We start from the raw sequence: 22,214 nt of genomic DNA, 5'->3' as shown, positions 1-22,214 counted from the left end.
GATGCAGGGCGGCGCGGCCGGTGGTCAGGGCCTGGGCGGCCGCCGGGAGCACCGCCACGGCTTCGAAGGCCGACAGCGGCACCAGCACCAGCACAGTGAACGCCATCGGCGTGATGCCGCCGGGCGGCACGGTCTGGAAGCCCGCGGTCGGAATGGGAGTCCCGCTGCCGTACAGCACGATTCCGATCAGCAGCGCCCCGAGCACGCTGGCCCCGATGGACAGCGGCAGCACCGCGGCCGCCCACGCGCCGCGCGCCGCCGCCCGATCCTCGGCCGCCACGGCCCGCTGCCCGGCCGCGGTGGCGGTGCCGATCGCATCGGAAAGCCTGCCCGCGACCCGCAATTCGGGCGCGTGGTCGAGCACGGTGAGCGCCTCGGCGGTGAACTCGGTCCGATCCGCCTTCACCGCCAGCTCGGCCTCCCGCGCCGCCCACGCCGACAGCCACGGTGCGACGATCCCCGAAACCGCCAGCGCCGCGGCCAGGATCGCCGCCGCGAGCAGTGAGATGCTCGCCAGCAGCCCGACGGCGAGCAGCGACAGGATCAGCGCCACCGCGATCGGCACGAACGCGCGCACCACGACCGCACCGAGATCGTCGATATCGCTCATCACCCGCCCGAGCAGTTCCCCGCGCCGTAGCTGCGTCGGATCCCCCTGCCGGGCTTCGTCTTCCGCACGGGCTTCTTCTGCAACGGCACTGCGCCGCGGCCGCCAGATATCCGCGCCCGCGAGTGCCCGATAGGTGGTCGTCCGCGCCGTGCTCATGGCACGCAGCGCCACATCATGGGTGGCGAGGCGTTCCAGGTATCGGCACAGCCCGCGCGAAATGCCCAAGGCCCGCACGGTCACCACCGCAATGCTCAGATCCAGCACCGGCGGCATCTGCCAGGCCCGCGCGATCAGCCACGCCGCCAGCGCCGCCAGCCCGAGCCCGCTGCCGAGCGCCAGCACGCCCCAGCCCACGGACAGCGCCATCCGCGCCCGCGACAGCTCCAGCAGTTCCCGAATCCGCCGGAAGTCGGCCAGTATCGCCCTCATCGCACCGACACCTCCGCAGGAGCTTCCGTCGTCATCCCGGCATGTTTTTGGCCGGGATCCACTCCGCCAGGGTGGATTCCGGCCAAAAGCACGCCGGAATGACGGGGTGAATCGGCGGCCCAAGTAGCGGCACGAACCTCCACCACGTGGTCGGCGACCGCCAACACGCTGGGACGGTGAGCGACAACCACGACGGTGGCTCCGGCGCGTGCACGTTCCACCAGTGCCGCGAGCACGGTGGCCTCGCTGTCGTCGTCGAGGTGGGCGGTGGGTTCGTCGAGCAGCAGCACCGAGCGCGGCGCGGCCAGCGTGCGGGTGAGGGCCAGGCGTTGACGCTGGCCCAGGGACAGGCCGACGCCGCCGGCGCCGACCACGGTGTCCCAGCCGTGCGGAAGTTCGTCGAGGACGGCGTCGAAACCGGTTGCGGTGCAGGCCGCTTCGACCTGGTCGGGACCGGCGGGCGGGCCGAGCAGCTCGAGGTTGGCGCGCAGCGTGCCGGGCAGGATGACCGGGCGCTGCGGTAGCCAGGCGATATGGGACCACCAGTGGTCCGGATCGAGATCGGGCACCGGCACGTCGTCCACCAGCACCGTGCCCGAATCGGGGGTGAGCAGGCCCAGGATCGCCTGCAGCGCCGTCGATTTCCCGCAGCCGTTGGGGCCGGTGAGCACCGTGACCAGGCCGGGCCGGATATCGGCGGACAACCGGTCCGGCGCGTACCCGTCGCGGGCCCGTACGGTCAGGTTGCGAATATCGAGGTGGCCGTGAAGATTTCGATGCTCCGGCCGCGACTCCGGCGGCGTGGCTGATTCGGCCGAGTCCTCATCGCCCGGCTCGATGATCGCGAAAGCCCGTTCGGCGGCGGCCATTCCGTCCTGTGCGGCGTGGAAGCGCTCGCCGACGGCCCGCAGCGGGAGGTAGACCTCGGGGGCGAGGATCAGGGCCAGCACGCCCGCGTACAGACCCATATGGCCGAAGACCAGGCGCATGCCGATGGAGACGGCGACCAGCGCCACGCAGAGGGTGGCCAGCAGCTCCAGGACCATCGAGGAGAGGAAGGCCACGCGCAGGGCGGACATGGTGCGCTTGTGCAGTGCGTCGCCCAGCTCGCGGACGCGGCCCGCCATACCGCGCGGCGAATCGCCCTCGCCCGCAGCGCCGTTCGCGCGACCGGATTCGCGGCCGAGGGCACGCAGCGTCGGCATGCCCGCGAAGAGATCGAGGAGTTGATCCGAGAGTCGGGTGGTGGCCGCCAGGGTGTCGGCGGACTTGCCCTGGGTGAGCAGGCCGATGAGGATCATGAAGATCGGGATCAGCGGCAGGGTGACGAAGATGATCGCGCCGGAGACCCAGTCGTGGACGGCGATGACCGCCAGCACCACCGGCGGCACCAGCGCGGCCAGGATCAGGGCGGGCAGGTAGCCCGCGAGGTAGGCGCGCAGGCCGCTCAATCCGGAACCGACGACCACAGCGAGTTCGGTTCGGCGGCTTTCCAATTCACGCGGCGGGAGCTGCGCCCCGGCTTCCAGGGCCGCCGTCTCGAGTTCGGCGACGACCTGCGCCCCGGCCCGGTGCGCCAGTCGCGACTGCCACCAGGTGGCGGCCACCCGACACAGCACCGCGACCGCGAAGACCACCAGTTCGACTGTCCAGGAGCCGATCCGGCGGTGCGCCGGTTCGGTGATGACACCCGCGAGCACCCGCGCCAGCGCGAGCGCCGCGATCACGATGCACACGGTGGTGACCAGCGACAGCCCCACACTGACTCCGAGATATACGCGGGCGGAGCGGGCGTGCCGCCACAGCCGCGGGTCCACCGGTCGTGCCATGCTCGTTCTCCTCTACGAAAACGGGCGCACCGTGGTCCGGTGCGCCCGTTTCCCGTTCAGCTCTTGGCGGTTTCCCAGGGCAGCCCGATCGGCGCCGGGATCTGCTCCATGGTGAGCCGCTTGCGGAACACCCAGTACGTCCAGGCCTGGTAGACCAGCACGACCGGGACCAGCGCCACCGCCACCCAGCTCATCACCACCAGCGTGTAGTGGGTCGAGGACGCCGACACCGTGCCGTTGCGGCCGTCCACCGTGAGGCTGTAGGCGTCATTGATGGTGGAGGGCAGCACATCCGGGAACAGCGACCCGAACAGCAGCACGGTGGCCGCCGCGATGGTGACCGCGGTGCCGGTGAACGCCCATCCGTCCCGCCCCTGGGTCGCGGCGAATCCCGCGACCACGAGCCCGATCACGGCCAGCACCAACGGAATCCAGGTCCAGCCCTGCCCGTACGCCAGCTGGGTCCAGATGCCGAAGACCGCGACCACCACGGCGGTGGGAACGAACAGCAGGCGGATGATCCGCTGTGCGTCGTCGCGCACCTCGTTGCCGGTCTTGAGCGCGATGAACACCGCGCCGTGCAGCAGGAACAGCAGCAGCGTGGTGAGCCCGCCGAGCAGCCCGTACGGGTTGAGCAGGTCGAACAGATTGCCCTCGATCTGCTTGTGCTCGTTGAGCTTCACGCCGTGCACGATATTGGCGAAGGCCAGGCCCCAGGCGAGCGCCGGGATCCAGGAGCCGAGCCCGATGCCGATATCGCACCAGTTCCGCCACTTCGGGTCATTGATCTTGCCGCGCCATTCGATGGCGCACGCTCGCGCGATCAGTCCGACCAGGATCAGCAGCAGCGCGAGATAGAACCCGGAGAACAGACTCGCGTACCACTCCGGGAAGGCCGCGAACATGGCGCCGCCGCCGGTGAGCAGCCACACCTCGTTGCCGTCCCACACCGGCCCGATGGTGTTGAGCACGACGCGCTTCTTCACCTCGTCGCCGCGCCCGATGATGGGCAGCAGCATGCCGACGCCGAAGTCGAAGCCCTCCAGCACGAAGTAGCCGGTGAACAGGACCGCGATCAGGAGAAACCAGAATTCAGGGAGACTCATCCTCGGCTCCTAGTAGGCGAAGGAAAGCTTCTCGACGGGCTCCCCGGTCATCTTCGGGGCGGCGGCGTCGGCGGGCTGTTCGGGTCCGGCGATCACGTAGCGGCGCATCAGGTAGAACCAGCCGATGGCCAGCAGCCCGTACAGCGCCGTGAACACGATCAGCGAGGTGAGGATCGTGCCCGCCGAGACCCCGGAGACGCCCTGCTGCACCGTCATTCGGATGTGCTGGTCGCCGGTCGGGTTGGGTGCGACCACCCAGGGCTGGCGGCCCATCTCGGTGAAGATCCAGCCGGAGATATTGCCCAGGAACGGTGTGGCGATGGCGATCAGCGACAGCCAGGAGAACCAGGTCTGATCCGGGATCCGGCCGCCGCGGGTAACCCAGAATCCGGCCAGCGCCAACAGGATCGAACCGGCCATCCAGGTGATCATGGCGCGGAAGGACCAGTAGGTGACGAACAGATTGGGCCGGTAGTCGCCGATCCCGTACTTCTCGTTGTACGACACCTGTAGATCCTTGACGCCCTGCAGCGTGACACCGGTGAAATCACCCGTGGCCAGCCACGGCAGCACGTACGGCACCTCGATGAGGTGGTCGACGCTGTCGCAGTTGTTGTGGGTGCCGACGGTCAGCACGGAGAAGTCGGGGTCGGTTTCGGTGTGGCACAACGATTCCGCCGAGGCCATCTTCATGGGCTGCTGCTTGAACATCAGCTTGCCCTGGATGTCGCCCGTGAAAATGAGCGCGACCGAGGCGATCAGCACCACGTACAACCCCATGCGCGCGCTCGGCCGCCACATGGTGCGGGCGTCGTTCAGCGCCGCGTCATTGCCCTCGGCCTTGGCCTTGCGGGCATTGCGCACCATCCACCAGCCGCCGATGCCGGCCACGAAAGTGCCCGCGGTGAGGAAGGATCCGGCCACCACGTGCGGGAAGGCGGCCAGGGTGGTGTTGTTGGTGAGCACCGCCCAGATGCTGTGCAGTTCGGCGCGGCCGGTGGCCGGGTTGTACTCCGCGCCGACCGGGTGCTGCATGAACGAGTTGGCGGCGATGATGAAGTACGCCGAGGCGTTGACGCCGATGGCGACCAGCCAGATGCAGGCCAGATGCACCTTCTGCGGCAGCCTGGTCCAGCCGAAGATCCACAGGCCCAGGAATGTCGACTCCATGAAGAAGGCGACCAGCGCCTCCATGGCCAGCGGCGCGCCGAACACATCGCCGACGAAGCGGGAGTATTCGCTCCAGCCCATGCCGAACTGGAATTCCTGCACGATGCCGGTGGCGACGCCGAGGGCGAAGTTGATCAGGAACAGCTTGCCGAAAAACTTTGTGAGCCTGAGCCAGTGCTCCTTGCCCGTGATCACCCAGGCGGTCTGCATGCCGGCGACCAGGGGTGCGAGGCCGATGGTGAGCGGCACCAGGATGAAGTGATAAACGGTGGTAATTCCGAACTGCCAGCGCGCCAGATCTACGACGCTCATCCGACCTCCCTGCCGATCTACGACATGACGTAGTAACAAACACTACGCCGACTGGTCTTCAGATCAACATGCGACGCGCCACAGCGCGCCAGGAATTAGCCAGCATGTGACTTATCAATGGCCGAGGTCACCGGCCCACCGGGACGAACCGGGTACGAATCAGACAAAAGTCCCTTGAATCGGGATCACCAGTCCGCGAGACTGCCCGGCAGCGCGATGCCGCGATTCACCATCTCGGTGATCTCCCCCGCGTTGTCCGGGGCCGACATCCGCAGTCCGTCCAGCGAATTCACGCGCGCGGCCAGCGTCACCGAGGACAGCATCCACACCGCGTCGGCGGTGATCAGGTCCGCGATGAACAGCGGCTCGTACTGGCAGTCCCAGCCTGCCTTCTCGGCCTGCGCGAACAGCGCGCGCTGGGTGGTGCCGGGCAGCACGCCATTGCGGGCGGGCGGCGTGATCAACTGATTGTCGCGCTGCACAACGACTGTCGACCGCGGACCCTCGAGCACCCGGTGCTCGGTGCTGGTGAAGATGACGTCGTCCGCGCCCATCCGCTGCGCGAACCGCAGCGCCGACATATTGGTGGCATAGGACAGGGTTTTAGCGCCCAGCAGCAGCCACGGCGCGTTCTGCGCCAGGTCGATGGAGATGCCGCGCGAGAGCGTGATCACCGAAACACCTTCGGTGCGCGCCTTTTTCACCCGCTCGGGCACCGCGACCACCAAAACGTAACCGGTAGTGGCGGGTTCGGCTCCGGCCAGATCCCCACTCTTGTTTGCCGGTCGTTCGCTACCGCCGCCATGATCGCTGTCGCGCCCGCGGGTGAGCACCATGCGCAGCGTCCCCTCACGCTCGCGTCCCCACTCTTCGGCCGCCATCTCCACCGCGAACCGCCAGGCCTCGAGGTCCGGCGCGGGCAGGTCGAGCGCCTCGGCGGAACGCCGTAGTCGCGCCAGATGCAGTTCCAGCGCACACGGCACGCCGTCGCGCACCAGGACCGTCTCGAAGATGCCGTCGCCCCGCAACGCACCGATATCGTCCGCATACAACAACGGCGCGTCCGGATCCTGGATCGCGCCGTCAAGAGTCACCAGAACCCGTTCCACCATGGGCTCGAGCCTAGGACAAGCGGCCCGTCATGGTGCGATTACCGCGCCGCCGACCCAGTCAAGCCACCTGGCAACCACCCACCTACCCCGCGAACGACCCAGAAGCGCCACCCGCCCACCAACGCCATGACACCGCCTGACATGACACCGCCGAGCCGTCGTATGCCAACGCGACAACTGATCTCGCAGCGACCGGGGTAACTCCCCGGGTACGTCCAAAATCGGTTCGGCTCCCAACCGCAGCCCGCATGCACGTCCGGCAACGGCTCCAAGCCGTGCGCTGAAGGCGCGGGGAGGCGGGTTAGTGTGGTGTTGTGTCCTCCTCGGTTTCGGCCAGTCCGATCTTGCAGGTTCCAGGGGCTGTCGCGGGGCTGCCGGAGTCACCGGATGCCGCGGTCGCGTGGCATTACGGCGATCCCTTCGGCGAACAGCGCGCGGCGGTACAGCGGGTCGCGGTGGTGGATCGCTCCCACCGATTCCTGATCTCCATCACCGGAAAAGAACGCCTGAGCTGGCTGCACACCATCTCCAGCCAGGCCGTCGCCGATCTGCGCGACGGTGAATCGGCCGAGGATCTGGACCTGGATCTGAACGGCCGGGTGCTCAACCACTTCGTGCTCACCGACCTCGACGGCACCGTCTGGATCGACACCGAGGCACAGCGCGGACCCGAGCTGCTGGGCTTCCTGCAGAAGATGGTCTTCTGGGCCGACGCCAAGCCCGTCGAGGCCGATGACCATGCGGTGCTGAGCCTTCTGGGCCCCGCAGTGACCGAACTCACCGAATCCCTCGGCATCACAGCCCTTCCCGACATCTACCGTGCGGTTCCGCTGCCCGGCGGCGGCTTCCTGCGCCGCATGCCCTGGCCCACCGCCGACTCCTTCGATCTGATCGTCCCCCGCGACCAGCTCGTCACCTGGTGGACGAAACTGCGCGACGCGGGCGCGGCGGCCGCGGGCATGTGGACCTTCGAGGCGCTGCGGGTCGCGGCCCTGCGCCCCCGCCTCGGCCTCGATACCGACGAGCGCACCATCCCGCACGAGGTGAACTGGATCGGCGGCCCCGCCGAATACGGTGCCGTGCACCTGAACAAGGGCTGCTACCGCGGCCAGGAGACCGTGGCCCGGGTCCACAATCTCGGCAAGCCGCCGCGCCACCTGGTGCTGCTGCATCTGGACGGTGCCGCGGATTCCCGCCCGGCGACCGGTGATCCGGTGACCGCGGGCGGCCGCGCCGTCGGCGTGCTGGGCACCGTGATCGACCACCACGAACTCGGCCCGATCGCCCTGGCCCTGATCAAACGCACCATCCCCGCCGACACCGAACTAGTCGCCGGCCCGTGCGCGGCGGCCATCGACGCGGATTCCATGCCCTCCCATGACGAACCGCAGGCCGGTCGGCTCGCCGTCGAGAAGCTGCGCGGTCGATGAGCGCTCTCCCCGTCGGCACCGTGCAGAGCACGCCCGTCGGCACGGTGCTGGCGGTCTGCGTCGTGCACGCCGAGCTCGAGGTGCCCGCCAAGTCGTCCAAGGTGGGCCGCACCGCCATCGACAAACGTCCGGTGCCGCACCGGGTTCCGGTCCGGGCGCTCGGCCTGGACGGCGACCACGTGTGCGACACCAAGCATCACGGCGGCGTGCACCAGGCCGTCTACGCCTACGCCGAGGAGGACGCCCGCCGCTGGGCCGACGAACTGGGCCGCGAGCTCGGCCCCGGCTGGTTCGGCGAGAACCTGCGCGTCTCCGGCCTTCCCGTCAGCGACGCGGTGCTCGGCGAGCGCTGGTCCGTCGGCGACACCCTGCTCGAGGTCTCCGCCCCGCGCGTGCCCTGCTCGACCTTCCAGTGGCGCACCGGCGAGCCGCAATGGGTGAAACGCTTCACCCTGCAGGCGAATACGGGCGCCTACCTGCGCGTACTCACCGAGGGCACGATCGGTGCGGGCGACGAGGTCCGCGTGGTGCACACCCCCGCCCACGGCGTCACCGTCCGCGACCTGTTCACCGGCGCGCACCCGGACCGCCTGGAACTGCTGCTCGAATCCGAGCCCACCATCTCCGATGACGTGCGCATGCAGATCGATCGCCACCGCCGCCGCCACGCCGGGGCGGCCCACCGATGACCGATACCGAAGGGAGCCCCGCTTTGAGCGTCGATCTGGTCGAGGTGGTCCGGTCCGGATTCCGTGAGTGCGTGCACCGCGGTTCGGCGGTGATCCTGCGTCCGGACGGTGAGCCGCTGGTCGAGGTCGGCGCGGTGCACGGCCCGATCTTCCCGCGCTCCACCAACAAGCCCATGCAGGCACTCACCTTGCTGCGCAATGGTTTCGAACCGGTCGACGAGGCCGAGCTGGCCATCTCCACCGCCTCGCACTTCGGCGAGGCCGACCACATCGAGCTGGTGCAGCGTCTGCTGGATCGCTTCGGGTTCACCGAGGACGATCTGGAGTGCCCGCCGGACCTGCCCTTCGAGGAGCAGGCCCGGGCCCAGGTGCTGGCCGGCGCCGATCGCGCCAAGGCCGCCCGCCGCATCTACATGAACTGCTCCGGCAAACATGCCGCCATGCTCGCCACCTGCAAGATCAACGACTGGCCCACCCGCGGATATCTGGAGGTCGGCCACCCGCTGCAGCAGGCGGTCGTCGCGACCGTCGCCGATGTGACCGGTGAGCCGGAGACCGATCTGGGCATCGACGGCTGCGGCCTGCCCATCGTGCCGGTCTCGCTGGTGAACCTGGCCCGCGCGTACGCGAGCTTCGCGACGGCGGCCGAAGGTAGCCCCGAACGCCGTGTCGCGGACGCGATTCGCACCCATCCACGAGTGATTTCCGGCACGGACGGACCAGATTTTCGCGTCATGACCGCGACCCCCGGACTGGTCTGCAAGATCGGCGCGGACGGCGTGCACGCCGGTGCGTTGCCGGACGGTTCGGCCTTCGCCTACAAGATCGATGACGGCGCCGATCGCGCGCGACTTCCCCTGACGCTGGCCATTCTCCAGCGTATGGGCATCGAATGGACCGACGAGCACGCCGAGCTGGCCGCCCCCGCGGTGCTCGGCGGAGGGGCCCGGGTGGGCATCATCCGAGCCATCCCCGGCGTGGTTTAGCCGCCGGTCGGCGCGCCTTTCACCGGGCCGGGCGAGCGCCCGCGCCCGGCCCCGCGACGTTTATCCCCCACTCCTGGAAGCGCGACCGCCGGACACACGCTAAAGTGTTCGTCAGGAAGAGTATTAATTCGAACGGGGCCGCCAAACCCACCCCAGGCCGCCCCGCAGTGACGCGAGGGGGTCAGCCATGGGCCGTGGCCGGGCTAAGGCAAAGCAGACCAAGGTTGCACGGGAGCTCAAGTACAGCTCGCCGTCGACCGACTTCTCGAGCCTTCAGCGAGAGCTGTCGGGGAGTCCCTCCGACACACAGCGGAGTGGTGTGCTTTCCGAAGAGCATGACGCGAGCGAATCGTCGTCGCGCTGGGACGACGAAGACAGCTACGACGACTGGCGTCGCTGACTCGGATTTCTACGTACTGCAGGGGGAGCCGGTGGGCTTCCCCTTTAGCACGTCGAATTACGCCGAAGATCATGTGACGCTGAGGGTTCGCCAGCAGCAGCACTAGCGTCCCGTCCTCACCGAGGACGGGACGTTCATTTGTGTCTCCAGGGCACGGGAGTGGCCGCGCCCCAGCATCATTCGGACATACAGAACGGCCCCGGTCACCAAGTGACCGGGGCCGAGTGCTATTCGGGTCAGAAGCGCGGGTGGTCGCCCACGAGGACCGCGCGGGCGGACTCGGCGTCCTTGGCCTTCTTCACCGTGCCGAGGGTCCAGCAGTCGATGTGGCGGGCCGTGAGGACGGCGAGGGCGCGGTCGGCGTCCTCGGGCGCGACGACGGCGACCATGCCGACGCCCATGTTGAAGGTCTTCTCCATCTCGGCGCGCTCGACGCGGCCGCGCTGGGCGATCATCTTGAAGACCGGGGCCGGGTTCCAGGTGCCGCGGTCCAGCTCTGCGACCAGGCCGGCCGGGAGCACGCGGGCCAGGTTGGCGGCCAGGCCGCCGCCCGTCACGTGGCAGAAGGTGCGCACATCGGTTTCGGCGATCAGCGCCAGGCAGTCCTTGGCGTAGATCTTGGTGGGCTCGAGCAGTTCCTCGCCGAGGGTGCGGCCGAATTCCTCCACGTGCCCGGTGAGGGACATGCGGTCGATGTCGAGCAGCACCTTGCGGGCCAGCGAGTAGCCGTTGGAGTGCAGGCCCGAGGAGCCCATGCCGATGACCACGTCGCCGGGGCGGACGCGGTCCGGGCCGAGCACGGCGTCGGCTTCGACCACGCCGACGCCGGTGGCCGACAGGTCGTAGTCGTCGGCGCCCATCAGGCCCGGGTGCTCGGCGGTCTCGCCGCCGAGCAGCGCGCAGCCCGCGATGACGCAGCCCTCGGCGATGCCGGACACGATCTGCGCCACCCGTTCCGGGACCACCTTGCCGACGGCGATGTAGTCCTGTAGGAACAGCGGTTCGGCGCCGCAGACCACCAGATCGTCGACGACCATGGCGACCAGGTCCAGGCCGACCGTGTCGTGCTTGTCGAGGGCCTGGGCCACGGCGATCTTGGTGCCGACGCCGTCGGTGGAGGCGGCGAGCAGGGGCTCCTTGTAGCCGCCCTTCAATGCGAACAGTCCTGCGAAGCCACCGAGTCCGCCCTGGACCTCGGGACGGCTGGCCTTCTTCGCCAGCGGCGCGAAGAGCTCGACCGCGCGGTCGCCGGCTTCGATATCGACACCGGCGGCCGCGTACGACGCACCGGCACCACTGGGGGTCTGTTCAGTCATTGTCGGGGAGAGCTCCAAGCCGAATCGACGGATAGATGCCTGCTCACGCTAGCAGTCCCGCCTCTCCGAGCCTTCAGCGCACGGCTAAGAGCCGTTTGCTGTCATGCATGCGTGCCGGCGGTTGGGTGCCAAATCCATTTTGGACGTACCCGGCGAGTTACCCACATCGCTACGAGATCAGTTGTCCCGTTTCGTAACGATGTCGCCGCCGTTGCTCCACCGGATCGGGTACGGGAACGGCCGCTACCAGGCGACGGGTGTACTCCTCGCGCGGTCGGCGAAGAATGTCGTCATTGTCGCCCTGTTCGACGACAGCCCCGTTGCGCAGCACCACGATTCGATCCGCGAGCTGATCCACCACCGCGAGGTCGTGACTGATGAACAGGCACGCCCAGCCGCACTCGCGCTGGAGTTCGGCGAACAGCTCGAGCACCTTCGCCTGGACCGAGACGTCCAGGGCGCTGGTCGGTTCGTCGGCCACCAGCAGATCCGGATTCAGCACCAGGGCGCGCGCGAGACTCACGCGCTGGCGCTGGCCGCCGGAAAGCTCGTGCGGATACCGGTTTTCCACGCCCGCCGGCAGCTGCACGTCGTCGAGCAGGTGGCGGACGCGGTCGCGCGCGGCCGCACCCTTCGCCTCCTTGTGCACGAGCAGCGGTTCGGCCACGCACTCGCCGATGGTGAGGCGCGGGTTGAGCGAGGTGGCCGGGTCCTGGAAGACGAAGCCGAAGCGGCGGCGCAGCGGCCGCAGCTTGCGTTCGGAGAGTCCGGCGATATCGGTGCCGAGCACCCGCACACTGCCCGCGGTGGGGCGCTGCAGGGCGGCCACGCAGCGGCCGATGGTGGACTTGCCGGAACCGGATTCGCCGACCAGGCCGAGGGTTTCGCCGCGGCGCAGGGTCAGGGTCACCTCGTCGACCGCCCGGAACGACGGGCGGCCCAGCGGGGCCGGGAATTCGACGACCAGGTTCGAGACCTCGAGCACCGTCTCGGCATCGGCCGGGATCGGTTCGCGGACAATGGTCTTCGCCAGCGCCGCACCGGCGACGGAAGCGCTGTCGGCCTCCGTGTCGGCTTCCCAGTTGTCCGGCAGCACATGCAGTTTCGGCACGGCCGCCAGCAGCGCGCGGGTGTACTCGTGCTGCGGGTCGGCGAAGAGCTGGTCGACCTTGGCCTCCTCGACGATGCGGCCCTCGCGCATCACCACCACGCGATCGGCGAGGTCGGCGACGACGCCCATATTGTGGGTGATGAGGACGATGGCCGCGCCGATCCGATCGCGCAGATCCCGTAGCAGCTCCAGGATTTCGGCCTGCACGGTCACATCGAGCGCGGTGGTCGGCTCGTCGGCGATGATCACCTTGGGCTCGCACGCGATGGCGATGGCGATCACCACGCGCTGCTTCTGCCCGCCGGAGAGCTGATGCGGGTAGTAGTCAACCCGCGCCTCCGGATCGGGCAGTCCGACCGCGCGCAGCAGCTCGATCGCCTTGGCGCGCGCCTCTTTCCGCTTCATGCCCGAATGCGCGCGCAGCGCCTCGGAGATCTGGAAGCCGACGGTGAACAGCGGGTCCAGGGCCGCGCCGGGCTCCTGGAAGACCATCGAGATGGCCCCGCCGCGCAGCGCGGTGAGTTCCTTGGCGCTCATCTTGGTGACGGCCTTGGTGCCCAGCACGACGGCGCCGTTCACGGTGGCGGTGGGCGGCAGCAGGCCCATGGCGGTGCGGGAGCTCACCGATTTGCCGGAGCCGGATTCACCGACCACGGCCAGGACTTCACCCGGATACACCTGGTAGGACACGTCGTTCACGGCCGTGACCGATCCGGCGTCGGTGGCGAAGCAGACGGTGAGGCCCTCGAAAGACAGGACGGGTTCAGGCATCGTCTGCCTCCTTCGCGGTCTCGGGGACGGTCACGGTCTCGGCGACGGTCGCGTCGGCCGCCGCGGTCTGGGCGGCGGCACTGTCGGGCGGGGGCGCGGTCGCGGCGCGGCGGGTGCGCAGCAGCGGGTTGAGCACCTCGTTGAGGCTCTCGCCGACCAGCGTCATGCCCAGCACCACGAGCACGATGGCCACACCCGGCCACACGCCCGTCCACCAGATCCCGTTGGAGACATCGGAAAGCGCCTTGTTGAGGTCGTAACCCCATTCGGCGGCCTGCGTCGGCTCGATGCCGAAGCCGAGGAAGCCCAGACCCGCCAGGGTCAGAATGGCCTCCGCGCCATTGAGCGTGATGAGCACCGGCAGCGACTGCGTCACATTGGCGAGGATGTGCCGGTACAGGATTCGCGCCGTGGACGCGCCGGTGACCCGCGCGGCGTCCACGTACGGTTCCTGTTTCACCGAGATGGTGGCGTTGCGCACCACCCGGAAGTACTGCGGCACAAAAATAACGGTGATCGCGATGGCCGCGGACAGGATGCCGCCGAAGCTCGACGACTGCCCGCCCGACACCACGATCGACACCACGATGGCCAGCAGCAGCGACGGGAACGCGTACATGGCGTCCATGAACAGCACCAGGACGCGGTCCACCCAGCGTCCGAGATAGCCGGACACCAGGCCCAGCGGCACACCCACGAACAGCGACAGCACCAGCGATACCGCGATCACCGAAAGCGCCGTCCGCGCACCGAAGATGACGCGCGAGAACACGTCCTCGCCGCGCACCGAGGTGCCGAACCAGTGCGCCGCCGAGGGCGCCTGCTGCCGTGCGAATTCCACGCCGTCGGCCGTGCTCTGCGCGAAGCCGTAGGGCGCGATCAGGGGCGCGAAGATGGCGACCAGGATGAACCCGGCGACCAGTCCGAGCCCGAGCAGCAGCGTGAACCGCTGCAGCCCGGAGGTCATGCGCACCAACGCCATTCCGGGAATCCGGAACTTGGCCCGGGTGGGCGGGACCGTGACGTCGACGCCCGTTTCGATGACCGTCATCAGAACCTCACCCTCGGGTCGATCATGGCCACGATCAGGTCCACCAGGAAGCTCATGACCGCCACCACGATGGCGATGAACGCGACGATGCCCTGCACCGCCACGAAGTCACGCGCCTGCAGGTAGGAGGCGAGCTGGTAGCCCAATCCCTTCCACTCGAAGGTGGTCTCGGTGAGCACCGCGCCGCCGAGCATCATGGCGATCTGCATGCCCATCACGGTCACGACCGGGATCAGGGCGTTGCGGAAGGCGTGCCGCCCGGTGACGACGCGATCGGAGAGACCGCGTGCGCGGGCGGCATCGACGTAACCGGAGCGCAGGGTCTGGATCAGGTTGATGCGCACCAGCCGCAGGAACACGCCCGCGGTCAGCAGGCCCAGCGCGATGGCCGGCAGCACAGCGTGTTTCAGCACGTCGACCATGTAGGAGGTATCCCCGTACAGGATGGCGTCGACGATCATGATGTTGGTCTTCGGCGACACGTGCTGCAACTGCAGTTCCACATTGGTGCTGGCCCGTCCGGCAACGGGCAGCCACCCCAGCTTCACCGAGAAGATCAGTTTGAGCAGCAGGCCGACGAAGAACACCGGCGCGGCGTACACCAGGATGGCGAACAGCCGCAGGCTCACGTCCCGGGCCGAATCCCGTTTGGTGGCCGCGTATCTGCCCAGCGGCACGCCGACCGCGAAGGCCACGATGAGCGACCAGAAGACCAGCTCCAGGGTGGCCGCGCCATAGGTGACGATGACGTCGCTGATGGCCCGATTGTCCTGGGAGCGGCCGAAATCGCCCTTCAGCAGCCCGGACAGGTATTCCCAGTACTGGGTGAGGATGGGCCGGTTGAGCCCGGCCGCCTCCTTGCGCTCCTGGATCTGCTGGGGGCTCAGGCGCCCGCCCATGGCCGCGCTGATCGGGTCGCCGATCACGCGCATCAGGAAGAACACCAGGGTGACCAGGATCCAGGTGGTCGGGATGATGAGCAGCGCTCGCACCCCCAGGTAACGCAGCAGCGCACTGTAGCGGGAATTGCTGCCGCGCAATCGCTTTCCCGCGGGGCGGGCCGGTTCGACCGGCCCGCCCACCTTCTCGATGGCGGTCACTTGCTCAGCACACCGAAGCGGAACTTGAAGGTCGGGTCGAGGGTGTCGGCGACGCCCTGGACGTTCTTGCCGGCGACCGCGATATTGGTTCCGGCCAGCAGCGGCAGCATCGGCAGATGGTCATTGGCCAGCGAGAACTGCACCTGCTTGAGGACAGCGGCGCGCTTGGCCGGATCGGGTTCGGTGGTCTCCGCGGTGAGCAGCGCGTTGATCTGCGGATCCTCGAAGTGGTTCTGCAGCGTGTTGTTCGGTGCGAAGAACGGGGTCAGGTAGTTGTCGGCGTCCGGGAAGTCCGGGAACCAGCCGAACTGGTAGAGCGGGTAGGAGTCCTTCACCCGTTCATCCTGATACGAAACCCATTCGGTGGACTGCAGATTCACCTTGAACAGCCCGGTGGCCTCGAGCTGGTTCTTGATGGCCGCGTACTCCTCGGAGCTGGAGCCGCCGTAGTGATCCGAGTTGTACTGCAGGTTCAGCGTGACGGGTGCGGCGACACCGGCGTCGGACAGGAACTTGGCGGCCGCGTCCTTGTTCGGCTTGGCGCCGTAGATGTCCTTGTACGGCTCGGTCGCGCCGGTCGCGCCGGGCACCACCGACGAGTACGCCGGCTTGTAGGTGCCCTTGTAGACGCTGGTCGCCAGGGCGTCGCGGTCGACGCTGCTGGCGATCGCCTTGCGCACGGCCAGCTTCTGGGCCGGGGTGCCGCCGGGCATGGCGTTCATGTTGAAAACGATGTAGCGCAGCTCGCCACCGGGCCCCTCATGCACGGTGACCTTGCTGTCGTTACGCAGCGAGTCGATGTCGGTGGGGCTCAGGCTCCGGTAGGCGACGTCGACATTGCCGTTCTGCACATCGAGTTTCAGGTTGGCCATCTCGGCGTAGTACTTCACCGAGACGCCGTCGTTCTTGGGCTTGCCGAACAGGCCGTTGTAGTCCGGGTTGGCCTTGTAGTCGACGAGCTTGTTCTTCTCGTAGCTGGAGATCGTGTACGGCCCCGAGAACGCCTTGGTCTTGACCACGTCCTCGTCGCTGAGGACCTTGTCGGCCGGGAAGCTCTTCTCGTCGATGATGATGCCGGCCTGGCTGGGCAGCACCGACGCGAAGGTCTGATCGTTGGCGACCTTGAGCGTGAAGTTCACGGTCTTGTCGTCGGGCGCGTCGGTGTGGTCCAGATTGCCCAGCAGCGAGGCGGGACCGTTGGGGTCGTTGATCTTCAGGATGCGGTCGAAGGAGAACTTCACGCTCTTGGCGGTGAGCGGGTTCCCGTTCGCGAATTTCAGGCCGGGCTTGACCGTGCAGCTGAAGACCGTCGGCGAGGCGAAGCCGCACTTCTCGGCGGCGTCCGGCTCGGGGACGGACTTGCCCGGCGCGAAGTTCAGCAGGGTCTGATAGATCTGCGTCTCGGCCTGCAGTGAACCGTTGTCATAGGCGAGGGCGGGATCCAGGGAGAAGATCTTGTCGGTGGTGCCGACGGTGATGCCCGCTCCGCTCCCCCCGTCCCCCGTGCGTCCAGACCCGCAGCCCGCGGCCACGAGTGCGATGCCTGCCATGCCGACCGCGGCGAAGGTCCTCGCCCGGTTCGTCTTCGAACCCATAGTGCTCAACTCTCGAACTTCGGGCGGTGTGCGTCCGGATCGCGGACATCACACCGCCACAGCTTGATGTGTCTCGGCGCACCGTAGTAACGGTTTGTTGCCGTCGTGTTGCCGGGGTATCGATGTATAAAACGCTGGTCACAAAAACTGGTTATAACCAGGCGAAACTTCGGTAGATTTTCTTCTCACATGGATAAATTCCAGCGAGAATGCATAACTAGCAATCGAAGGCCCGTCCGCTCGGCGAACGGGCCTCCGATACCGGTTATTTGCTCAGCACACCGAAGCGGAACTTCGACGAGGGATCCAGCGTCGCGTCCACGCCCTGCACGTTCTTGCCCGCGACCGCGATCTGGTTACCCGTCAGCAGCGGCACGATGGGCAGGAAATCGGCCATCAGATCGTGCTGCACGGTGGCCAGCGCCTGGGCCCGCTTGGCCGGATCGCCTTCGGTCAGTTCGGCGTTCAACTCCGCGGTGATCTTGGGATCGCCGAAGTGGTTGCGCAGGAAGTTGTCCTCGGTGAAGAACGGACGCAGGTAGTCGTCGGCGTCCGGGTAGTCCGGGAACCAGCCGAACTGGAACGCCGGGTACCCATCGGAGGACCGCGCCTTCTGGTAGGCGACCCATTCGGTGGACTGCAGGTTCACCTTGAACAGGCCGGTGGCCTCCAGCTGGTTCTTGATCGCGGCGTACTCCTCGGAGCTGGCCGCGCCGTAATGCTCGGTCGTGTACTGCAGGCTGAGCTCGACCGGCGTGGCCACGCCCGCGTCGGACAGGAACTTGGCGGCCGCGTCCTTGTTGGGCTTGGCGCCGTAGATGTCCTTGAGCGCCTCGGTCGCGCCCGGAACACCCTTGGGCACCGGCGAATACAGCGGCGACCAGGTGCCCTTGAAGACATTGGCGGCCAGGGCGTCACGGTCGACGGTGGTGGCGACGGCCTTGCGGATGGCCAGCTTCTGCGCCGGATTGCCGCCCGGCTGGGTGTTCAGGTTGAACACGATGTAGCGGGTGTCGCCGCCGGGGGCCTGGTGCACGGTCACCTTGTCGCTGGTCTTCAGCGACTCCAGGTCGGTCGGGCTGAGCGTGTGCCAGGCGACGTCGATATTGCCCTGCTGCACATCGAGTTTCAGGTTCGACGCCTCGGCGTAGTACTTCACCGTGACGGTGTCGGTCTTGGGCTTGCCGAACAGGCCGTTGTAGTCCGGGTTGGACTTGTACTCGACCAGCTTGTTCTTGTCGTAGCTGGAGATGGTGTACGGGCCGGAGAACGGCTTGGCCTTCACGATGTCCTCGTCGGCCATGATCTTGTCGGCCGGGAACACCTTCTCGTCCACGATGGCCGCCGCCTGGGTGGGCAGGATGGCCGGGAAGGTCTGGTCGTTGGCCTGCTTCAGGGTGAAGTTGACGGTCTTCTCGTCGGGGGCGTCGGTGTGATCGAGGTTGTCCAGCAGCGCCTTCGGGCCCTGCGGGTCGTCGATCTTCACCATGCGGTCGAAGGAGAACTTCACGCTCTTGGCGGTCAGCGGATCGCCGTTGACGAACTTCAGGCCCGGCTTGAGCGTGCAGGAGTAGACGGTCGGCGAGGTGAACGCGCACTTCTCGGCCGCGTCGGGCTTGGGGGTGGCGTCGCCGGCGGGGAAGTTCAGCAGGAACTGGTAGACCTGGGTCTCGGCCAGCAGTGAACCATTGTCGTAGGCCTTGGCGGGATCCAGCGAGGTGACCTTGTCGGTGGTGCCGACCAGGATCCCGCCTCCTCCCCCGCCGCCGCTCGTCTTGCCGGAACCGCATCCGGCTATCGCAAACACGGCCAGTCCGGCGAACCCGACTGCCGCAACTCTTTTCGCGCGCATGTACTGCCCTGCTCTCGAAACGCAGCGCAAGCCGCCGGGTCACTGGCCGGCCGCGCCGCGGTGGACATCCTTTGGCTGGGCACAGTATCGACCGGTTATAACCGCCGCGTTGCGTTTCTGGACAATCGGTACATAATTTGCGCCATTCGCGCGCACACGCCGATGGCGCAACTGCGCCAACATATTTCCCGCAAACGGCCGGGAAAAGCACAGTGCCCGCCCGCGATTACGCGGACGGGCACTGGATGTTTCTGTGGTTACGGAGTTTCCGTGGTTATGGGCGGCTCAGGGCCGAGGCATTGGCATTATCCGCCAGCAGCTCCGACTCCGTGGCGCCGGTGAGCATGCCCTCCAGCACGTTCTTGCCGATGGCCGTCTCCACGGGCAGCGCGATCGGGTAGTCACCGTCGAAGCACGCGGCGCACAGGCGCGAGCGCGGCTGCTCGGTGGCGGCGATCATGCTGTCCAGGGAGATGTAGCCGAGGCTGTCCGCGCCGATGGAGCGGCGCACGCCCTCCACCATGTCGTCGAGGCTCTCGCCCGCGATGCCGTCGGGGCCCGCGCCATTGGCGATCAACTCCGCGCGCGAGGCGAAGTCGATGCCGTAGAAGCAGGGCCACTTGACCGGCGGGGAGGCGATCCGCACATGGATCTCCAACGCGCCCGCCTCTCGCAGCATGCGGATCAACGCGCGCTGGGTGTTGCCGCGCACGATGGAGTCGTCCACCACGATGAGCCGCTTGCCGCGGATGACCTCGCGAAGCGGGTTGAGCTTCAACCGGATTCCGAGCTGGCGGATGGTCTGGCTGGGCTGGATGAAGGTGCGGCCCACGTAGGCGTTCTTCATCAGGCCCTGGCCGTAGGGCACGCCCGAACCCTGCGCGTAACCGACCGCGGCCGGGGTGCCGGACTCCGGCACCGGGATGACCAGGTCGGCCTCGATCGGATGCTCGGCGGCCAGGCGACGGCCGATCTCGACGCGGGTGGCGTGCACCGAGCGGCCGGAGATGGTGGAGTCGGGCCGGGCCAGGTAGACGTACTCGAAGACGCAGCCCTTGGGCGTCGGGTTGGCGAAGCGCAGCGAGCGCACCCCGTCGGCGTCGATCGCCAGCAGTTCGCCCGGCTCGATCTCGCGCACGAAGGACGCGCCGACGATATCGAGGGCGGCGGTCTCACTGGCAACCACCCAGCCGCGATCCAGGCGGCCCAGGCATAGTGGGCGCACGCCGTGCGGATCGCGCGCCGCGTACAGCGTGTGCTCGTCCATGAAGGTCAGGCAGAACGCACCGCGCAGCGTCGGCAGCAGCTCCATGGCCGCCTGCTCGATGCTCTTGTCGGCGGCCGCGTGCGCGAGCAGCGCGGTGATCACGTCGGAGTCGGAGGTCGCGGCCACGGTGCCCGCGAGGCGGCCGGTGACCAGTCCGAGTTCCCGTGCCCGAGCGCTCAATTCGGCGGTATTGACCAGATTTCCGTTGTGGCCCAACGCCAGTCCGGTACCGACCGCGGTGGTGCGGAAGATCGGCTGGGCGTTCTCCCAGGTGGTGGATCCGGTGGTGGAGTAGCGGCAGTGGCCGACGGCGACGTGACCGGGCATGGCGGCCAGGGTCTGCTCGTCGAAGACCTGGCTCACCAGGCCCAGATCCTTGAAGACCAGCACCTGCGAGCCGTCGGCGACGGCGATACCGGCCGCCTCCTGACCGCGGTGCTGCAATGCGTAGAGTCCGTAGTACGTGAGCTTGGCCACATCCTCGCCCGGGGCCCAGACACCGAACACACCGCACTCTTCGCGCGGTTCGTTCTCGTCCTGGTCGTGGGTGGTGGCAGCGGAGGGGAGAGACACCGTTTGCTCCCTGTTCGGCGGGCGGGGGGCGTGAGCCATTCTACGGGTAACCGCAAGGCAACCCACCGTTGGGATAACCCGGATGGCAGGCGGTTTGCTGTTAGCGTTCGACCGTGACGAGCACCGACATCGACGGCGGCGCGGAACCCACGCCTCAACGCCCGGAATCCCAGCCCCCGCGCAGGCATTTGAGCCCGATCAGGTGGGCCTTCCCGATTGTCGTCGTCACGCTGCTGGCCTCACTGCTGGGCGTGATGTATCTCGATTACGTCGTCGATCCGGAGAAGAACCTGCACGACTTCCCGATCGCCCTGGTGAATCAGGATGTCGGCGACGATATCGGCGGCAAGCACGTCAACTTCGGGGATCAGATCTCCGAGGGCCTGCGGAAAGCGGTGCCGTCGGATCAGATCGATCTGCAGGTGCTCGGCATCAACGAAGCCCAGCTGCGGATGCAGTCGGCACAGGTCTACGGCACCATCATCATTCCGTCCGACTTCTCCAAGCGGCTCGGCATTCTCGGCGTCGGCAGCGTGGTGCCCGGCGATATCTCCAAGCCGGTGCTAACCCTGCAGACCAACCCGCGCACCGGCGCGTTCGCCACCGCCGTCGTGCAGAAATTCGGCGAGCAGGCCCTGACCCAGGTGAACACGCAGGTCGGCCAGCAGCTGACCGACCAGGTCAAGGCGCAGCTGACGCCGCCGCCCGGGGCGCCCCCCACCGAACTGTCGGCGGCCACCCGGCTGGTGCTGGCGCAACCGCTGAATATCGTGGTCGACCAATTCCGGCCGCTGCCGGGCGGTTCCGGTGAAGGCCTGACCGCCTTCTTCTACAGCCTGCTGCTCCTGCTGATCGGCATGGTCGGGGCGATGATCATCCACCAGCTCATCGACTCGGCGCTCGGCTTCCTGCCGACCGAGTGGGGACCGTGGTACGTGCACTACCCGCGCGCCTCCATCTCCCGCGTGAAAACACTGCTCATCAAGTGGTCCGCGGTGACGGTGATGGCGTTCACGGTCTCGGGTGCGTTCCTCGGCATCGCGGCCGCGCTCGGAATGCCGCTGGACAAACCGCTGCTGTTGTTCCTCTACGGCGCCTTCGTGATCATCGCGGTCGGCTTCACCTGCACCTCGGTGCTGGCCACGGTCGGCACCTCCGGACTGATCATCAACCTGATCATCTTCGTCATCCTCGGCCTGCCCTCCTCCGGCGGCACCATCCCGATCGAGGCGACCCCCAAGTATTTCGGCTGGCTGGCCAAGTTCGAACCCATGCACCAGGTCTTCCTGGGCACCCGCTCGATCCTCTACTTCAATGGCAACGGGCAGGCGGGCCTGACCCGCGGCCTCTGGATGGCGGTGCTCGGCCTGGCCATCGGCGTCGTCCTCGGCCTGTTCAGCACCCGCTACTACGACCGGAAGGGCTTGGAGCGCAAGCCGGTCGAGACCGCGGCGAGCGGCAAGCACGCCAAACCGGCCGACAGCGAGAGCACCGCCGACACCTAG

The 22,214-nt window shown here is 67.7% G+C and carries 17 protein-coding genes; 5 read left to right on the top strand and 12 right to left on the bottom strand.

Features of this window, described 5'->3' with window-relative positions; translation table 11 throughout:
- The 5 genes from ON43_RS03145 to ON43_RS03125 all read right to left on the bottom strand — a co-directional run.
- The coding region (locus ON43_RS03145) for an ABC transporter domain-containing protein (RefSeq protein ID WP_505778078.1) at positions 1 to 1,039 on the bottom strand (1,039 nt) is incomplete at its 3' end.
- Positions 1,036 to 2,868 (bottom strand): thiol reductant ABC exporter subunit CydD, encoded by a 1,833-nt coding sequence (cydD, locus tag ON43_RS03140; protein ID WP_083913121.1) that lies wholly within the window; start codon positions 2,866 to 2,868, stop codon positions 1,036 to 1,038. The genes cydD and ON43_RS03145, both read right to left, overlap by 4 nt.
- A gap of 56 nt (positions 2,869 to 2,924) precedes the next feature.
- Positions 2,925 to 3,974: a cytochrome d ubiquinol oxidase subunit II gene (gene cydB, locus ON43_RS03135; protein ID WP_040803301.1), complete on the bottom strand. Its 1,050-nt coding sequence runs from the start codon at positions 3,972 to 3,974 to the stop codon at positions 2,925 to 2,927.
- Positions 3,975 to 3,983: 9 nt separating this feature from the next.
- Complete coding sequence (locus ON43_RS03130) at positions 3,984 to 5,456, bottom strand: cytochrome ubiquinol oxidase subunit I (RefSeq protein WP_040803299.1); 1,473 nt, start codon at positions 5,454 to 5,456, stop codon at positions 3,984 to 3,986.
- Positions 5,457 to 5,641: 185 nt separating this feature from the next.
- Positions 5,642 to 6,568, bottom strand: coding sequence for an aminodeoxychorismate lyase (locus ON43_RS03125; RefSeq protein WP_040803297.1), 927 nt, complete (start codon positions 6,566 to 6,568; stop codon positions 5,642 to 5,644).
- Positions 6,569 to 6,882: 314 nt separating this feature from the next.
- Between ON43_RS03125 and ygfZ the strand changes: the two genes are divergently transcribed.
- From ygfZ to ON43_RS43475, 4 genes are all read left to right on the top strand, one after another.
- Positions 6,883 to 7,998, top strand: coding sequence for a CAF17-like 4Fe-4S cluster assembly/insertion protein YgfZ (ygfZ, locus tag ON43_RS03120; RefSeq protein ID WP_040803294.1), 1,116 nt, complete (start codon positions 6,883 to 6,885; stop codon positions 7,996 to 7,998).
- Complete coding sequence (locus ON43_RS03115; RefSeq protein WP_051177821.1) at positions 7,995 to 8,687, top strand: MOSC domain-containing protein; 693 nt, start codon at positions 7,995 to 7,997, stop codon at positions 8,685 to 8,687. The genes ygfZ and ON43_RS03115 overlap by 4 nt, the downstream gene beginning before the upstream one ends.
- Before the next feature lie 23 nt (positions 8,688 to 8,710).
- Positions 8,711 to 9,673, top strand: coding sequence for an asparaginase (locus ON43_RS03110; protein WP_040803291.1), 963 nt, complete (start codon positions 8,711 to 8,713; stop codon positions 9,671 to 9,673).
- 187 nt (positions 9,674 to 9,860) lie between these two features.
- On the top strand, positions 9,861 to 10,073 hold the full coding sequence (locus tag ON43_RS43475) for a DUF3073 domain-containing protein (RefSeq protein WP_083913120.1): 213 nt from the start codon (positions 9,861 to 9,863) through the stop codon (positions 10,071 to 10,073).
- A gap of 236 nt (positions 10,074 to 10,309) precedes the next feature.
- Here ON43_RS43475 and purM read toward each other — a convergent pair whose 3' ends face one another.
- The 7 genes from purM to purF form a co-directional block, all read right to left on the bottom strand.
- The gene (gene purM, locus ON43_RS03105) at positions 10,310 to 11,389 is read right to left on the bottom strand and encodes a phosphoribosylformylglycinamidine cyclo-ligase (protein WP_040803287.1); all 1,080 of its coding nucleotides are present in this window, start codon (positions 11,387 to 11,389) and stop codon (positions 10,310 to 10,312) included.
- 169 nt (positions 11,390 to 11,558) lie between these two features.
- Positions 11,559 to 13,271, bottom strand: a complete 1,713-nt coding sequence (locus tag ON43_RS03100) for an ABC transporter ATP-binding protein (RefSeq protein ID WP_040803283.1) — start codon at positions 13,269 to 13,271, stop codon at positions 11,559 to 11,561.
- Positions 13,264 to 14,322 (bottom strand): ABC transporter permease, encoded by a 1,059-nt coding sequence (locus tag ON43_RS03095; RefSeq protein ID WP_083913119.1) that lies wholly within the window; start codon positions 14,320 to 14,322, stop codon positions 13,264 to 13,266. The genes ON43_RS03100 and ON43_RS03095 overlap by 8 nt, the downstream gene beginning before the upstream one ends.
- Complete coding sequence (locus ON43_RS03090; protein ID WP_040803320.1) at positions 14,322 to 15,362, bottom strand: ABC transporter permease; 1,041 nt, start codon at positions 15,360 to 15,362, stop codon at positions 14,322 to 14,324. The genes ON43_RS03095 and ON43_RS03090 overlap by 1 nt, the downstream gene beginning before the upstream one ends.
- A gap of 56 nt (positions 15,363 to 15,418) precedes the next feature.
- A complete protein-coding gene (locus tag ON43_RS03085) occupies positions 15,419 to 16,972 on the bottom strand; it encodes an ABC transporter substrate-binding protein (protein ID WP_040803317.1) in 1,554 nt (517 codons plus the stop codon).
- A gap of 310 nt (positions 16,973 to 17,282) precedes the next feature.
- A complete protein-coding gene (locus tag ON43_RS03080; RefSeq protein ID WP_040803281.1) occupies positions 17,283 to 18,869 on the bottom strand; it encodes an ABC transporter substrate-binding protein in 1,587 nt (528 codons plus the stop codon).
- A gap of 274 nt (positions 18,870 to 19,143) precedes the next feature.
- Positions 19,144 to 20,709, bottom strand: coding sequence for an amidophosphoribosyltransferase (gene purF, locus ON43_RS03075; protein WP_040803278.1), 1,566 nt, complete (start codon positions 20,707 to 20,709; stop codon positions 19,144 to 19,146).
- Between the two features lie 113 nt (positions 20,710 to 20,822).
- Between purF and ON43_RS03070 the strand changes: the two genes are divergently transcribed.
- Entirely contained in the window at positions 20,823 to 22,214 is a 1,392-nt protein-coding gene (locus ON43_RS03070) for a YhgE/Pip domain-containing protein (protein WP_245568443.1), read from the top strand.

Source organism: Nocardia concava NBRC 100430 (assembly GCF_000308815.1).
In the GTDB taxonomy this organism is placed as follows: Bacteria; Actinomycetota; Actinomycetes; order Mycobacteriales; family Mycobacteriaceae; genus Nocardia; species Nocardia concava.
This window is presented reverse-complemented; position numbering and strand designations above follow the sequence as displayed.

What these genes read in the sequence shown, in the direction of transcription:
- cydD (WP_083913121.1), bottom strand. Translation starts at nt 2,868, where the DNA reads ATGGCACGACCGGTGGACCCGCGGCTGTGGCGGCACGCCCGCTCCGCC.
- cydB (WP_040803301.1), bottom strand. Translation starts at nt 3,974, where the DNA reads ATGAGTCTCCCTGAATTCTGGTTTCTCCTGATCGCGGTCCTGTTCACC.
- ON43_RS03130 (WP_040803299.1), bottom strand. Translation starts at nt 5,456, where the DNA reads ATGAGCGTCGTAGATCTGGCGCGCTGGCAGTTCGGAATTACCACCGTT.
- ON43_RS03125 (WP_040803297.1), bottom strand. Translation starts at nt 6,568, where the DNA reads ATGGTGGAACGGGTTCTGGTGACTCTTGACGGCGCGATCCAGGATCCG.
- ON43_RS03115 (WP_051177821.1), top strand. Translation starts at nt 7,995, where the DNA reads ATGAGCGCTCTCCCCGTCGGCACCGTGCAGAGCACGCCCGTCGGCACG.
- ON43_RS43475 (WP_083913120.1), top strand. Translation starts at nt 9,861, where the DNA reads ATGGGCCGTGGCCGGGCTAAGGCAAAGCAGACCAAGGTTGCACGGGAG.
- purM (WP_040803287.1), bottom strand. Translation starts at nt 11,389, where the DNA reads ATGACTGAACAGACCCCCAGTGGTGCCGGTGCGTCGTACGCGGCCGCC.
- ON43_RS03100 (WP_040803283.1), bottom strand. Translation starts at nt 13,271, where the DNA reads ATGCCTGAACCCGTCCTGTCTTTCGAGGGCCTCACCGTCTGCTTCGCC.
- ON43_RS03095 (WP_083913119.1), bottom strand. Translation starts at nt 14,322, where the DNA reads ATGACGGTCATCGAAACGGGCGTCGACGTCACGGTCCCGCCCACCCGG.
- ON43_RS03085 (WP_040803317.1), bottom strand. Translation starts at nt 16,972, where the DNA reads ATGGCAGGCATCGCACTCGTGGCCGCGGGCTGCGGGTCTGGACGCACG.
- ON43_RS03080 (WP_040803281.1), bottom strand. Translation starts at nt 18,869, where the DNA reads ATGCGCGCGAAAAGAGTTGCGGCAGTCGGGTTCGCCGGACTGGCCGTG.